This window comes from Lysobacter cavernae, assembly GCF_042648505.1.
Lineage (GTDB): Bacteria > Pseudomonadota > Gammaproteobacteria > Xanthomonadales > Xanthomonadaceae > Lysobacter_L > Lysobacter_L cavernae.
In genome coordinates this window covers 416,875-430,312 of record NZ_JBHRXK010000003.1, presented here as the reverse complement: position 1 = coordinate 430,312, position 13,438 = coordinate 416,875, and the positions used below count along the sequence as shown (strand labels likewise).

13 protein-coding genes are annotated in these 13,438 nt (G+C 68.5%); 8 read left to right on the top strand and 5 right to left on the bottom strand.

Annotated features, from left to right (window positions below):
• Positions 1-57 precede the first annotated feature (57 nt).
• Entirely contained in the window at positions 58-921 is an 864-nt protein-coding gene (locus ACFOLC_RS09125; protein WP_386758926.1) for a 23S rRNA (adenine(2030)-N(6))-methyltransferase RlmJ, read from the top strand.
• 64 nt (positions 922-985) lie between these two features.
• Here the strand turns inward: ACFOLC_RS09125 and ACFOLC_RS09120 are convergent, their stop codons facing one another.
• Together ACFOLC_RS09120 and ACFOLC_RS09115 are read right to left on the bottom strand one after the other, a co-directional pair.
• Positions 986-1,900 (bottom strand): cation diffusion facilitator family transporter, encoded by a 915-nt coding sequence (locus tag ACFOLC_RS09120; RefSeq protein ID WP_386758925.1) that lies wholly within the window; start codon positions 1,898-1,900, stop codon positions 986-988.
• A gap of 79 nt (positions 1,901-1,979) precedes the next feature.
• Positions 1,980-2,330, bottom strand: a complete 351-nt coding sequence (locus ACFOLC_RS09115) for an MmcQ/YjbR family DNA-binding protein (RefSeq protein ID WP_386758924.1) — start codon at positions 2,328-2,330, stop codon at positions 1,980-1,982.
• Positions 2,331-2,417: 87 nt separating this feature from the next.
• On the opposite strand from ACFOLC_RS09115, the gene ACFOLC_RS09110 reads away from it, so the two are divergent.
• Positions 2,418-2,969 (top strand): GNAT family N-acetyltransferase, encoded by a 552-nt coding sequence (locus ACFOLC_RS09110; protein ID WP_386758923.1) that lies wholly within the window; start codon positions 2,418-2,420, stop codon positions 2,967-2,969.
• A 107-nt stretch (positions 2,970-3,076) separates the two neighbouring features.
• Complete coding sequence (locus tag ACFOLC_RS09105) at positions 3,077-4,126, top strand: class I SAM-dependent methyltransferase (RefSeq protein WP_386758922.1); 1,050 nt, start codon at positions 3,077-3,079, stop codon at positions 4,124-4,126.
• 57 nt (positions 4,127-4,183) lie between these two features.
• Here ACFOLC_RS09105 and ACFOLC_RS09100 read toward each other — a convergent pair whose 3' ends face one another.
• Complete coding sequence (locus ACFOLC_RS09100; protein WP_386758921.1) at positions 4,184-4,609, bottom strand: organic hydroperoxide resistance protein; 426 nt, start codon at positions 4,607-4,609, stop codon at positions 4,184-4,186.
• 99 nt (positions 4,610-4,708) lie between these two features.
• Positions 4,709-5,176: a MarR family winged helix-turn-helix transcriptional regulator gene (locus ACFOLC_RS09095; RefSeq protein WP_386758920.1), complete on the bottom strand. Its 468-nt coding sequence runs from the start codon at positions 5,174-5,176 to the stop codon at positions 4,709-4,711.
• A 244-nt stretch (positions 5,177-5,420) separates the two neighbouring features.
• Between ACFOLC_RS09095 and mfd the strand changes: the two genes are divergently transcribed.
• Positions 5,421-8,906, top strand: a complete 3,486-nt coding sequence (gene mfd, locus ACFOLC_RS09090; RefSeq protein WP_386758919.1) for a transcription-repair coupling factor — start codon at positions 5,421-5,423, stop codon at positions 8,904-8,906.
• Between the two features lie 94 nt (positions 8,907-9,000).
• Entirely contained in the window at positions 9,001-9,510 is a 510-nt protein-coding gene (locus ACFOLC_RS09085; protein ID WP_386758918.1) for a SixA phosphatase family protein, read from the top strand.
• Between the two features lie 10 nt (positions 9,511-9,520).
• Here ACFOLC_RS09085 and ACFOLC_RS09080 read toward each other — a convergent pair whose 3' ends face one another.
• Positions 9,521-11,074 (bottom strand): phospholipase D family protein, encoded by a 1,554-nt coding sequence (locus tag ACFOLC_RS09080; protein WP_386758917.1) that lies wholly within the window; start codon positions 11,072-11,074, stop codon positions 9,521-9,523.
• Between the two features lie 116 nt (positions 11,075-11,190).
• On the opposite strand from ACFOLC_RS09080, the gene nfi reads away from it, so the two are divergent.
• The 3 genes from nfi to ACFOLC_RS09065 all read left to right on the top strand — a co-directional run bounded on the left by nfi (position 11,191) and on the right by ACFOLC_RS09065 (position 13,347).
• A complete protein-coding gene (gene nfi, locus ACFOLC_RS09075) occupies positions 11,191-11,877 on the top strand; it encodes a deoxyribonuclease V (RefSeq protein ID WP_386758916.1) in 687 nt (228 codons plus the stop codon).
• Positions 11,878-11,973: 96 nt separating this feature from the next.
• The gene (locus ACFOLC_RS09070) at positions 11,974-12,375 is read left to right on the top strand and encodes a hypothetical protein (protein ID WP_386758915.1); all 402 of its coding nucleotides are present in this window, start codon (positions 11,974-11,976) and stop codon (positions 12,373-12,375) included.
• A 111-nt stretch (positions 12,376-12,486) separates the two neighbouring features.
• A complete protein-coding gene (locus ACFOLC_RS09065; protein WP_386758914.1) occupies positions 12,487-13,347 on the top strand; it encodes a pirin family protein in 861 nt (286 codons plus the stop codon).
• The last annotated feature ends 91 nt before the right edge of the window (positions 13,348-13,438 follow it).

Genomic DNA, 13,438 nt, shown 5'->3' with positions numbered 1-13,438 from the left:
ACATAGTGCAGGCGCGGGCCGCGACCTCCAAGCCACGGCTTCTATAAGATGCCCGCCATGAACTATCGCCACGCCTTCCATGCCGGCAATCACGCCGACGTGCTCAAGCACGTCGCCCTGCTGGCGCTCTGCGACGCCCTGACCACCAAGCCCGCCCCCCTGTTCGCCCTCGACAGCCACGCCGGTCGCGGCCTGTACGCGCTCGACGGCAACTCGGCGATGCGCACCGGCGAAGCCGAAGGCGGCATCGGCCGGCTGCTGGCGGAAGCGCCCAAGCACCCGGCGATCACCCGCTACCTCGCCGCGATCAAGGCCTGTCGCGCCGCGCACGGCCCGGCCAGTTACCCCGGCTCGCCGTGGCTGCTGGCGCAGGCGCTGCGCGAGCAGGACCGCATCGCCGCCTGCGAGCTGCAACCGGAGGAGGCCGCCCAGCTCAAGAGCAACTTTGCCGACGACCCGCGCGTGGCCGTGCATGCGCGCGACGGCTACGCCGCGATCAAGGCCCTGCTGCCGCCGCGGATCGGCGCGACCCGGTTCAACCGCGGCCTGGTCCTGATCGATCCGCCCTATGAGGCGCAGTTGGAAGAGTTCGACAGCGCCATCGGTGCCCTGCGCGAGGCCCTGACCCGCTGGCCGCAGGCGACCTGCGCGTTGTGGTATCCGATCAAGTTGCGCCGCTCGCTGCAGCCGTTCTACCGCCGCGCTGCCGCCCTGCCAGCCAAGTCGTCGCTGGTCGCCGAACTGCTGGTGCGCGCCGACGATTCGCCGCTGCGCATGAACGGCAGCGGCCTGCTGCTGCTCAATCCGCCCTGGCAGCTCGACCAGACCCTGGCCGCAGTCCTGCCGCTGCTGGCGCGCGCGCTCGGCGAAAGCCCGGCCGCCAGCGCCCGCGTGGAATGGCTGGTGACCGAAGGCCGCTGACGCCTGAGGCTCCCAGAAAAAAGCCCGGCTGGAGCCGGGCTTTCTGGTCTTTCCTTCCGGCGGCTCAGACCCCGGCTTTCACGTCCGGCTCGAAGAAGCTCCAGCGCACTTCCGGAAAACCCTGCTTGAGCGCGCGCTCGACCGCATTGATCTGGTCGGTCAGCGCGACGACGCTGTGCTCCTCGCGCATCTGTGCCTGCACCGACACCATCACCTCGTCGCCCAGCTGCAGGGTGATCAGGCTGATCACGCGGGCCACTTCCGGCCGCGCGTCGAGGAACTCGCGGATCTGCTGCTGGCGCGCCGGGTCCACACTTTGCCCGATCAGCATCGCCTTGACCTCGATGGCCACGAACACCGCGACGATGATCAGCAGCGCGCCGATGGCGATGGTGCCGATGGCGTCCCACAGCGGGTTGCCAGTGATCACGGCCAGCATCACCGCGGCCAGTGCGAACACCAGGCCGAGCAGCGCGGCCAGGTCCTCGCCGAAGATCACCACCAGTTCGGCCTGGCGGCTCTCACGGAACCACTGCCACAGCGAGCGGTTGCCGCGCGCCTTGTTGACCTCGTGCAGGCAGGCGCGCATCGAGACGGCCTCGGCGACGATGCCGAACACCAGCACGCCGGCCGCCCACCACCATTGCTTGAGCGGTTCGGGCTGCTGCAGTTTGTGGATGCCCTCGTACAGCGAGAACATGCCGCCGACGGTGAACAGCATCACCGCGACCAGGAACGACCAGAAGTAGATCGCCTTGCCGTAACCCAGCGGGTAGTCTGGCGACGGCGGCTTCTTGGCCTGCTTCATGCCCAGCAGCAGCAGCAGCTGGTTGCCGCAGTCGGCCAGGGAGTGCACGGTCTCGGCCAGCATCGCGCTGGAGCCGGTGAAGAACGCGGCCACGCCCTTGGCGACCGCGATCGCGAAGTTGGCGCCCAGCGCGAACAGGATCGCACGGGTCGAATCACCACCACCGGCCATGCTTGTCTTCCTTGGATATCGAATGCGGAGTTGAAGCGGGGCGAGTCTAGCACCGGCCACCGCGCGCGAATGCGGTCGCTCAGTCGACCAGCTCGCGCTGGGTCTTCTTCGGCAGCCGCGCGCGCACCAACTCGTAACTGCGCCGCAGCAAACTGTGCAGCTCGCCCGGGGGCAGGCGGCCGGGCTCGGCCACGTGCACCCAGTGCGCGCGGGCGAGGTAGGGCGCCGGGATGAAGCCGGGCCGTTCGGTCAGCTCCAGGAACCGCTCGTCTTCGACCCTGAAACTCAAGCTGCCCGCCTGCGGGCCACGCAGGCAGAGCACGCAGAACATCTTCTCGGCGACGCAGAAGACCAGGTCGTCCTCCCATTTCACCGAGTCGCTGACACCGGGCCATCCGGCCGACCAACCCCGCAACACCGACTCGTCCATCGCCCCTCCCCGCCGGTCGCCGCCCAGGGCCCGGCCCTGTGAAAACCTCGACACGCGCTTGCACGGCAAGTGTGCCAATATCGGCCCATGGCCGCGCGCGAACGACTCCCGCCCTGGCACGAACGCCAGCGTCTCCCCAACGGACGCGAAGTGCTGATCCGTCCAATCCGGCCGGAGGACGCCGAGCCGATCCGTGCCAGCTTCGGCCTGCTGCAGCCGGAGGAAGTGCGCCAGCGCTTCCTCTATGCGTTGAAGGAGCTCAGCCCGGACATGGCCGAGCGCTTCACCCGGATCAACCCCAAGACCGAGTTCGCCCTGGTTGCCGCCGAGCCGTTGCCGCCCGGCGAAGCACTGGTTGGCGCGGTCGCGCGCATCGCCATCGACAACAACGGCCGCGACGCCGAGTTCGCGATCCTGGTCAGCCACTACGTCGCCGGCATGGGGCTGGGCCGCTACCTGATGACCCGCCTGGTCAAATGGGCGCGCGGCAAGAAGCTCGACCGCGTCTACGGCGACGTGTTCGAGCACAACCACGCGATGCTGGCGCTGGCGCAGTCGCTGGGCTTCGAACGCGAATTCCAGCAGGACGCACCCGGCCTGATCCGGGTGGTGCTGGACCTCAACACCGGCAAGAGCTGAACCCGCAGCCTGTCCGTAGCGGCGCCGCAACCGCGTTGAAATCCAGGCAGGGGGTCTGCGGCAGGTACTGCCGCACGTCCATGGAAGGACACCTCCAGGACGCCACGATGAGCATCGACGAAGACCGCCTCAATCAATTCCTCGGCCACGCCGTGGGCGACCTGGGCGCCGCCATCAGTGCCACGCTGGTGCTGATCGGCGACCAGCTCGGCTTCTACCGTGCACTGGCCAGGCAACCGATGAACTCGGCCGAACTCGCCCGCCAGACCGGCACCCATGAACGCTACGTGCGCGAGTGGCTCGGCAACCAGGCCGCCGGCGGTTATGTGCAGTACGACCCGGCCCACGACCGCTACGCGCTCAGCGAGGAGCAGGCCCTGTGCCTGGCCGACCCCGGCGGCCCAGTCGATCTGCCCGGCGCCTATTCGATCGTCGAGGCCACCTTCCATGCACTGGAGCAGACCAAGGACAATTTTCGAACCGGCAAGGGCATGGAATGGGGCGATCATCATCCCTGCCTGTTCCGCGGCACCGAGCGCTTCTTCCGCGCCGGTTACAACGCCAACCTGCTGGCGAACTGGCTGCCGGCCCTGGACGGCGTGCTGGAAAAGCTCAAGGCCGGCGCCAAGGTCGCCGACATCGGCTGCGGTCACGGCGCCAGCACCACGCTGATGGCCAAGGCCTTCCCGAAGTCCACCTTCATCGGCTACGACTACCATGCGCCGTCGATCGAGGTCGCCCGCGAGCGCGCCAAGGAAACCGGCGTCGACAACGCCTACTTCGAGGTCGCCGACGCCACCGGCTACAGCGGCGGGCATTTCGACCTGATCGCCTTCTTCGACTGCCTGCACGACATGGGCGACCCGGTCGGTGCCGCCCGTCATGCGCGGCAGGCGCTCAAGAGCGATGGCAACTGCCTGCTGGTCGAGCCGTTCGCCGGTGACCGTGTCGCCGACAACCTCAACCCGGTCGGGCGCGTCTACTACGGTGCGTCCTCGCAGATCTGCGTGCCGGTATCGCTGGCACGCAACGGGCCGGCGCTGGGCGCCCAAGCCGGCGAAGCGCGCCTGCGCGAGGTGATGGAAGCAGCCGGCTTCACCCGCTTCCGCCGCGCCACGCAGACACCGTTCAACCTGGTGCTTGAAGCCCGACCCTGACACTCCACACACGGGTGGGCACCGTGGCCCATCCGTGCCGTTACGTGTCGACGGCAATCAGACCAGCGTCAGGGTGACGTCGATGTTGCCGCGGGTGGCGTTGGAGTACGGGCAGACCTGGTGGGCCTTATCGACCAGTGCCTGCGCCTGCTCGCGCGGCAGGCCCGGCAGCGCGATCTTCAGCTCGACCTGGATGCCGAAGCCGGTGGGGATCGGTCCGATGCCGACGCTGCCGTCGATGGCGGTGTCGGCCGGCAAAGCGATCTTGTCGCGGCCGGCCACGAACTTCAGCGCACCGATGAAGCAGGCCGAATAACCGGCCGCGAACAACTGCTCGGGATTGGTGCCTTCGCCGCCGGCACCACCGAGTTCGCGCGGCGTGCTGAGCTTGACGTCGAGCACGTTATCGGACGAGACGGCACGGCCGTCGCGGCCGCCGGTGGCCCTGGCATGGGCGGTGTAGAGAACGCTGTCGAGGGACATGGGTGACTCCTGGGTTTGCGAATGCGCCACCGGCGCGGGGAAAGTTGTTCTTTGATAGCGCACTACTTTTTTGAGCGCCTTTCGCGAGCGCCTGCGAGATCAGGCATTGCGCAGCAGATTGCCGCGCAGGGACTCGAGCTGCGCTTTGAGCGCGACCAGTTCCGCAGGCGAACACTCGGCCGCGCAGAACACCCCGCCGGGCACCGAACGCGCCTGTGCCTTCAGCCCGCGCCCGGCGGCGGTGAGGGCGATGATCACCTGCCGCTCGTCGCTGCTGGCGCGGGTGCGGGTGATCAGATCGGCGGCCTGCAGCCGCTTGAGCAGCGGGGTCAACGTCGCCGAGTCGAGGAACAGGCGCTCGCCGATCTCCGAGACGGTGATCCCGTCGCGCTCCCACAGCACCAGCATGACCAGGTACTGCGGATACGTCAGCCCTAGATTGGCCAGCAGCTTTCGGTAGACCTTGTTCAAGGCCAGGCCGGCCGAGTACAGGGCGAAGCAGACCTGGTCGTCCAAGCGTTGCGGGACCCGGTTGCTGGTAGCAGGCGTGACTGATCGGCTTTTCATGCCAACAAATTACATAGCGAGCTATTTAATTTCAAGCGATCTGAATCGTCATGTCTGGAACGCAGTGACCCACGGCTGGCCCGCCTGCCGGCCCGGCAATCCCAGGGGCACAGATGCGCTCGCGTAAACTTGGCGCTCTTTGCGCTGGCAGCGACGGCTGCCGGCGCTGCACCTGTTTTGCAGATCCGCCCGCTCAAGCCCGGCCGTCACCTGACAGCCCAACGTCCCACGAGATTCCCCGCCGATGTCGAAGTCCGTCTTCCCGATCCCGCCGCTGCCCAAGGCCGGCCAGCAACGCGCCTGGTGGCGCGCGCCGGCGTCGCCATCCGCGCTGGCCTTCCACATCGCCACCGCGGCGGCCGAGCACGATGGCCCACTGCTCGTGATCGCGCGCGACAACCACACCGCGCACCAGCTCGAATCCGACCTGCACACCCTGCTCGGCCGCGGCGGCCAGCTGCCGATCGTGAATTTCCCCGATTGGGAAACCCTGCCCTACGACGTCTTCAGCCCGCACCCGGACATCGTCAGCCAGCGTCTGGCGGCGCTGCACCGGCTGCCGACGCTCAAGCGCGGCATTGTCGTCGTGCCGGTGCAGACGCTGCTGCAGCGCCTTGCGCCGCTGCGGCACGTGGTCGGCGGCAGCTTCGACGTGCGCGTCGGCCAGCGCCTGGACCTCGATGCCGAGAAGCGCCGGCTCGAGTCGGCCGGCTACCGCAACGTGCCGCAGGTGCTCGACCCCGGCGACTTCGCCGTGCGCGGCGGCCTGCTCGACGTCTACCCGATGGGCGCCGACACGCCGTTCCGCGTCGAACTGCTCGATGACGAAATCGACACGATTCGCGGCTTCGATCCCGAATCGCAGCGTTCGCTGGACAAGATCGACGCGGTGCACCTGCTGCCCGGGCGCGAGCTGCCGCTGGACGACGCCTCGCTCAAGCGCGCACTCGATGCGCTGCGCGAGCGCTTCGATCTCGACACCCGCCGCAGCGCGCTCTACCAGGACCTCAAGGCCGGCCTGGCGCCAGCCGGTATCGAGTACTACCTGCCGCTGTTCTTCGAGCAGACCGCAACGCTGTTCGATTACCTCGACGCCAATGTGCTGCCGGTGCTCGGCGACGGCACGCTTGAGGCCGCCGAACAGTTCTGGGCACAGACCGCCGAGCGTTACGAGCAGCGCCGGCACGACCTCGAACGTCCACTGCTGCCGCCCGACACGCTGTACCTGTCGCCGAACGCACTGCGCGAACGGCTCAACGACGGCGCACGCGTCGAGGTCTGCGGCGACGCCCACCCGCAGCGTGAACGCGCCGTGGCGCTCGGCGACCAGCCGGCGCCGGCGCTGCCGATCGCCGCCAGGGACCACGCACCGGCCGAGGCGCTCAAGTCGTTCCTCTCCAACTACCCGGGTCGCGTGCTGGTTGCGGCCGACTCGCCGGGACGGCGCGAGGCGCTGCTGGAGCTGCTGGCTGCGGCAGATCTGCACCCGCGGGTTGTGGATGGGTGGCAGGCGTTCACCGCCTTCCCTCTCCCCGCGGGAGAGGGGTTAACCCGTTTCGCCATTGCGGTGGCTCCGCTCGACGACGGCTTCGCGATCAACGAACCGGCGTTGGCGGTGCTCACCGAGCGCCAGCTGTTTCCCGAGCGCGCCAGCCAACCGCGCCGCCGCAAGCGCGCCGGCCGCGAACCCGAAGCGATCATCCGCGACCTGGGCGAGCTGAGCGAAGGCGCGCCGATCGTGCACGAGGACCACGGCGTTGGTCGTTATCGCGGTCTGATCACGCTCGAGGCCGGCGGCGAGAAAGGCGAATACCTCGAGATCGAATACGCCAAGGGCGACCGCCTGTACGTGCCGGTCGCGCAGCTGCACCTGATCAACCGCTATTCCGGCGCCTCGGTCGAGACCGCGCCGCTGCATTCGCTCGGTGGCGAGCAGTGGACCAAGGCGAAGAAGAAGGCCGCCGAGAAGGTCCGCGACGTCGCCGCCGAGTTGCTCGAGATCCAGGCCAAGCGCCAGGCCCGCGCCGGCCTGGCGATCGATGTCGACCGCACAATGTACGAACCGTTCGCGGCCGCGTTCCCGTTCGAGGAAACCCCCGACCAGCACGCCGCGATCGAGGCGGTGATCCGCGACCTGTCCTCGTCGCAGCCGATGGACCGCGTGGTCTGCGGCGACGTCGGCTTCGGCAAGACCGAGGTCGCGGTGCGCGCGGCGTTCGTCTCGGCCACCGCCGGCAAGCAGGTGGCGGTGCTGGTGCCGACCACGCTGCTGGCCGAACAGCACTACCGCACCATGCGCGACCGCTTCGCCGACTGGCCGCTCAAGGTCGAGGTGCTGTCGCGCTTCAAGACCGCCAAGGAGATCAAGACCGAGCTGGAGAAGGTCGCCGAGGGCAAGATCGACGTGGTCGTCGGCACACACCGATTGCTGCAGCCGGACGTGCGTTTCAAGGACCTGGGCGCGGTGATCGTCGATGAGGAGCAGCGTTTCGGCGTGCGCCAGAAGGAGGCGCTGAAGGCGTTGCGCGCCAACGTGCACCTGCTGACCCTGACCGCTACCCCGATTCCGCGCACGCTCAACATGGCGATGGCCGGATTGCGCGACCTCAGCATCATCGCCACGCCACCGGCGCATCGCCTCGCGGTCCAGACCTTCGTCGTGCCGTGGGACGACGCGCAGTTGCGCGAGGCTTTCCAGCGCGAGCTGTCGCGCGGCGGCCAGGTCTACTTCCTGCACAATGACGTCGAGAGCATCGGCCGCATGCAACGCCAGCTCGAGGAACTGGTGCCGGAAGCGCGCATCGGCGTCGCCCACGGCCAGATGCCCGAGCGCGAGTTGGAACGCGTGATGCTCGACTTCCACAAGCAGCGCTTCAACGTGCTGCTGTCGACCACGATCATCGAATCGGGCATCGACATCCCCAACGCCAACACCATCATCATCCACCGCGCCGACCGCTTCGGCCTGGCCCAGCTGCACCAGTTGCGCGGCCGCGTCGGGCGCTCGCACCACCGTGCCTATGCCTACCTGGTGGTGCCCGATAAGCGCTCGATCAGCGCCGACGCCAAGAAGCGCCTGGACGCGATTGAGGCGATGGATGAACTCGGCGCCGGCTTCACCCTGGCCACCCACGATCTGGAAATCCGCGGCGCCGGCGAACTGCTCGGCGAGGACCAGAGCGGGCAGATGGCCGAGGTCGGCTTCAGCCTCTATACCGAGTTGCTGGAACGTGCGGTGCGCTCGATCAAGCGCGGCGAGCTGCCCGATGTCGACGGCCACCACGCCCGCGGCGCCGAGGTCGAGCTGCACGTACCCGCGCTGATCCCCGACGACTACCTGCCCGACGTGCACACGCGCCTGACCTTGTACAAGCGCATCAGCGGCGCGCGCGACGTCGAGGAACTGCGCGAACTGCAGGTCGAGATGATCGACCGCTTCGGCCTGCTTCCGGACCCGGCCAAGCACCTGTTCGCGATCGCCGAACTGAAACTCGCGGCCACGCAGCTGGGCATCCGCAAGCTCGACATTGGCCTTGCCGGCGGTCGCATCCAGTTTATCGAGAAGCCCAACGTCGACCCGATGGCGATCATCAAGCTGATCCAGGGCCAACCCAAGCTCTACCAGATGGACGGCCCGGACAAGCTGCGGCTCAAGCTCGACCTGCCGGATGCACCGGCGCGTCTGGCGGCCGCGCGCGGGCTGCTGACTCTGCTGGACAAGCCGCAATGAGCGTCGACGCACGTGACGGTCGGCCCGGCGCAAGCGGTCACCCGATTCGCCGTGCGCGGTTTTTTCGCACGTCGCCGCATGCCACCATGGCGTCATGAAGCCTGCCCTGCCCGTTCTGCTTGCCCTGGCCCTGCTTGGTGGTTGCGCGACGGCAACACCGCCCGCACCGGCCAGCACGTTCATTCTGGTACGTCACGCCGAGAAGGTCGGCGACGGCAGCGACGACCCGGCCCTCACCGAAGCCGGGAGGGTCCGCGCGGATGCCCTGGCCCGACGCTTCGCCGACGCACCGCTGAGCTCGGTCTACTCGACCGGCTACCGGCGCACCCAACAGACCGCTGCGCCCACCGCCCTCGCGCATGAGCTGACCGTCGTCACCTACGCTGCCAAGCAACCGGCCAGCGAATTCGCCGGGCTACTCAGGCGCGAACATGCCGGCCAGCAGGTGCTGGTGGTCGGCCACAGCAACACGATTCCGGACATCGCCGCCGCGTTGTGCGCGTGCCGCGTGGCCGCCATGCCGGAAACCGAATACGACCGCCTCATCACCGTCCGCATCGACGCGACCGGCCAGGCGACCCTCGAGGAAAGCCGTCAGCGCTGACGACACCGCATTAAAGCTGCGACTCCAGCGGCAGCCAACCCACGACCCTCGCCAGGACGCGTCGCCCCAGGCTGGCGTCGGGCTCTCGCGTCCAGTGGTGCGGCGGGTCTTCCGATCCGTCCTCCCAGGTCAGCCGGCCATCCACCAGCTGCACCCAATAACTGCTGCGTGGCCCGGTCTTCTGCGCGTAGCTGCGCAGCAACTCGGCGGTCAGCGCACGGTCGCGGAACAGGATCCCCATTTCGGTGTTGAGGTTGATCGAGCGCGGGTCGAGGTTGAACGAGCCGACGAACCCGACCTCGCCATCCACCATCATCGCCTTCGTGTGCAGGCTGGCGTCGCTGGAGCCGAGCAGACGACTTTCGCTGCGGCCCCGCGGCATCAGCTCGTACAACTCGACACCGCCTTCAAGCAGTGGTCGTCGGTACGGCGCATAGCCGCCGTGCACCGCTGCCACGTCGGTCGCGGCCAGGGAGTTGGTCAGCACGCTGACCGCCACGCCTCTGCGCCGCAGCCCGACCAGCGCGTCCACTCCGGCATCGCCCGGCACGAAGTACGGCGAGATCAACTGCATCTCACGCTGGGCACCCATCATCGCCGGCATCAACACGTCCACCAGCCACGGCCGGCGCACCACGCCCACGGCCTTCTCTGGCGGGTCGGAGTGGACCTGCGCTTCGCCGGTCCAATGCACTTCGCGGTGCCCCTGCCACAAAGCCTGCACATTGGGCGACTGGTGCAGTCGCTGCAGGTAGGGACGTGCCTGTGGCGAACGGTAGTCGGCCTCGCCGACACGGCGCAGGCCGGCCAGTGCATCCGGGCGTGTCTCCGCCAGGGCCGCCAACGGAATCGCCGAGGCGCTGTTCCAGTAGGCGTCGAAGATCGTCGCCGTCTGCGCCACCGGCGGCCCGATCACCGCCAGGTCGGCATCGAGAAACTGGGTGTTGCTCGCCGCACCGAAGTACTCGTCACCGATATTGCGCCCGCCCACCACCGCCACGCGGCCGTCGGCGATCCAGGCCTTGTTGTGCATGCGACGATTCAAGCTGAAGCCGCGCAGCAGCATCTCCATGCCGCGCATCAGACTGTTCTGGCGGCCGCGCGAGGGATTGAACATCCGCACTTCGACATTGCGGTGCAGGTCCAGGGCGGCCAGCAGGTGATCCTGGCGATGGGCATTGAGATCGTCCAGCAACAGGCGCACGCGCACGCCACGGTCGGCGGCACGCAGCAACTCGTACAGCAGCAGTTCGCCCGTCAGATCCTGATGCCAGAGGTAGTACTGCAGGTCCAGGCTGCGGCCGGCACTGCGCGCGGTGGCGGCGCGCACGGCGAAGGCATCGAGGTTGTCGCTGAACAGACTCAGCCCGCTTTGCCCCGGGCGCGCCACTACCAGCGGTGCGATGACCCGGTCGATCGGGGTCTCGATGCGATCGGCGGGCAACGCCTGTCCAGGCGCTCCACGCGCACGTTCGGCGAAACGTCCGTAGCTGTACAGCGACATCAGTGATGCCAGCGCCAGCAGCAGCACCAGGACGGCAAACACGCGCAGCTTCCGGGTCATCGTGGCGACAGCAGCGGAGATGCCGCGATTCTAGCCACAACGCCAGCGCAACCGTGTCTCCGCCGTGTGCGATCCGGGTGAAGGACGTGCGGCGGGGCCATGGAATACTGCGACGCATGAGGCCATCGCAGATCGAGGCACTTCCCGACTGGGACGGTGATGTCGCGGCCGCGCGTGCATTGCAGCAACGCTTGGCACGGCAGGTCGAGTTGCGTGACGACTTTGCCTTGCCGTTGCGCACGCTGGCGGGCTTCGATGTCGGCTTCGAGGACGCGGGCGCCACGACCCGCGCCGCGGCCGTGCTGCTCGATGCAGACACGCTGCAGCCGCTGGAAACCCGGATCGCGCGGATCGCGACGCGGATGCCCTACATCCCCGGCCTGCTGAGTTTCCGCGAGCTGCCGGCGCTGCTCGAAGCGCTCGCGCTGCTGTCGCGTCGTCCCGACCTGGTATTCGTCGACGGCCATGGCATCGCCCACCCGCGTCGGTTGGGCATCGCCGCGCACTTCGGCGTCGCCACCGGCTTGCCGAGCATCGGCGTGGCCAAGAAGGTGCTGGTCGGACACCACGTCGAGCCCGGCCCGCAGCGCGGCGACGTCGCCGCGCTGGTGGACCGTGGCGACATCATCGGCACGGTGCTGCGCAGCAAGCCGCGTTGCCGGCCGCTGGTCGTTTCGCCCGGGCATCGCGTATCGCTCGCGAGTGCGCCGGGGCTGGTGCTGCGCTGTCTCACCCACTACCGGCTGCCGGAGCCGACGCGGCTGGCCGATCGCCTGGCTTCGCGCCGCGATGAGCGCCGCTGAGCGGCTTCTGCAGCGCGCGGACGCATCCTGCTTTCACCATGGGCCGGCGCTAGACTCTGGTGCGTCGATAACGGCTAACAAGACTGGCAGCTCACAATGAAACAACACGCAGCCCGTGTCGCCGCATTGCTGGTCGCCTGCGCTGTCACTGGCTGCGCAGCCGCGCCCCCAAGCAGCAATACCCTGTCCCCGCCCGGGGAGATCACGCTGCAGGCTGGCGCGCAGGCCGTGCTGCCGGGCCAGGCCACCTTGCGATACCTGGGAGTAAGCAACGATTCGCGCTGCCCGCCGCAGGTGCAATGCATCCAGGCCGGCGATGCCGACGTCGGCTTTCAGTACGAGGCCGATGGCCAACGCGTCGACGTCACGCTCAATACGGCCCGCGCCACGACGCGCGCCATCGGCCCCTGGTCCCTGCACCTGCTGCGGTTGGCGCATGGCCCGGCACCGGCCGTCACCGTGCGCATCGACGACCAGCCCGGGCGTGTACCGCCGTAACTCGAAAGCACTACCCGCAAGCATGGAATGCAACAGGCCGTTGCGCGATCGCCATGTGCGTGCCGGCACGATCGTGACAAGCTAACCGCAGCCCAAACTGAGGACCCGGACATGACCACGATCATCACGCCACGCGTGCACGACCTCGGCGGTTTCCAGGTGCGGCGCGCGGTGCCGAGCCTGCAGGCGCGCTCGGTCGGGCCGTTCGTGTTCGTCGACCACATGGGGCCGGCGGTGTTCGAGTCCGGCCGCGGCATCGACGTGCGCCCGCACCCGCACATCGGCCTGGCCACGGTGACGTTTTTGTGGTCGGGCACCATCACCCACCGCGACACGCTCGGCAGCCTGCAGGACATCAACCCAGGTGACGTCAACTGGATGACCGCCGGGCGCGGCATCGCCCATTCCGAACGCACGCCGCAGATCCTGCGCGAGGGCGAGCACCCGCTGCACGGCATGCAGACCTGGGTCGCCCTGCCCAAGCCCGATGAAGAGGCCGCACCCGACTTCCATCATCACCCCGCCGCGACCCTGCCGCAGCAACGTCGCAACGGCGCCTGGCTGCGCGTGGTCGCCGGCCGCGGCTTCGGCGAGGAATCGCCGGTGCGCGTGTTCGCCGGCACGCTGTACGTCGCCATCGACCTCGACCCCGATGCCGAACTCGCCATCGACGACAGCCACGCCGAGCGCGCCTTGTACATCCTCGAAGGCGAGGCGCAGCTGGACGGTGCCGACCTGCCCGCCATGCACCTGGCCGTGCTCGACCCCGGCACGCGCCCCCGCCTGCGCGCCAAGACCGCCCTCAAGGCCATGCTGCTCGGCGGCGAACCGCTCGATGGGCCGCGCCACCTGTGGTGGAACTTCGTGTCCAGCTCGAAGGAGCGGATCGAGCAGGCCAAGCAGGACTGGCTCGACGGCCGTTTCGGCCGGGTGCCGGGCGACGACGAGTTCATTCCCCTGCCCGAACGCTGAGCGGCCCGGCGGCCTGTCCTCATGGATCAGCCACTTGCACCCGCGCCTCGCTTTCCTGACGGCCCCTGATCCGACGCCGTCACCCATGCGC

Excerpts from the sequence above, each read along its gene's own strand:
- ACFOLC_RS09095 (WP_386758920.1), bottom strand. The coding sequence starts at position 5,176 with ATGAAAAGCCGATCAGTCACGCCTGCTACCAGCAACCGGGTCCCGCAA.
- ACFOLC_RS09120 (WP_386758925.1), bottom strand. The coding sequence starts at position 1,900 with ATGGCCGGTGGTGGTGATTCGACCCGTGCGATCCTGTTCGCGCTGGGC.
- ACFOLC_RS09085 (WP_386758918.1), top strand. The coding sequence starts at position 9,001 with ATGAAGCCTGCCCTGCCCGTTCTGCTTGCCCTGGCCCTGCTTGGTGGT.
- ACFOLC_RS09080 (WP_386758917.1), bottom strand. The coding sequence starts at position 11,074 with ATGACCCGGAAGCTGCGCGTGTTTGCCGTCCTGGTGCTGCTGCTGGCG.
- mfd (WP_386758919.1), top strand. The coding sequence starts at position 5,421 with ATGTCGAAGTCCGTCTTCCCGATCCCGCCGCTGCCCAAGGCCGGCCAG.
- ACFOLC_RS09070 (WP_386758915.1), top strand. The coding sequence starts at position 11,974 with ATGAAACAACACGCAGCCCGTGTCGCCGCATTGCTGGTCGCCTGCGCT.
- ACFOLC_RS09110 (WP_386758923.1), top strand. The coding sequence starts at position 2,418 with ATGGCCGCGCGCGAACGACTCCCGCCCTGGCACGAACGCCAGCGTCTC.
- ACFOLC_RS09065 (WP_386758914.1), top strand. The coding sequence starts at position 12,487 with ATGACCACGATCATCACGCCACGCGTGCACGACCTCGGCGGTTTCCAG.
- ACFOLC_RS09100 (WP_386758921.1), bottom strand. The coding sequence starts at position 4,609 with ATGTCCCTCGACAGCGTTCTCTACACCGCCCATGCCAGGGCCACCGGC.
- ACFOLC_RS09105 (WP_386758922.1), top strand. The coding sequence starts at position 3,077 with ATGAGCATCGACGAAGACCGCCTCAATCAATTCCTCGGCCACGCCGTG.
- nfi (WP_386758916.1), top strand. The coding sequence starts at position 11,191 with ATGAGGCCATCGCAGATCGAGGCACTTCCCGACTGGGACGGTGATGTC.
- ACFOLC_RS09115 (WP_386758924.1), bottom strand. The coding sequence starts at position 2,330 with ATGGACGAGTCGGTGTTGCGGGGTTGGTCGGCCGGATGGCCCGGTGTC.
- ACFOLC_RS09125 (WP_386758926.1), top strand. The coding sequence starts at position 58 with ATGAACTATCGCCACGCCTTCCATGCCGGCAATCACGCCGACGTGCTC.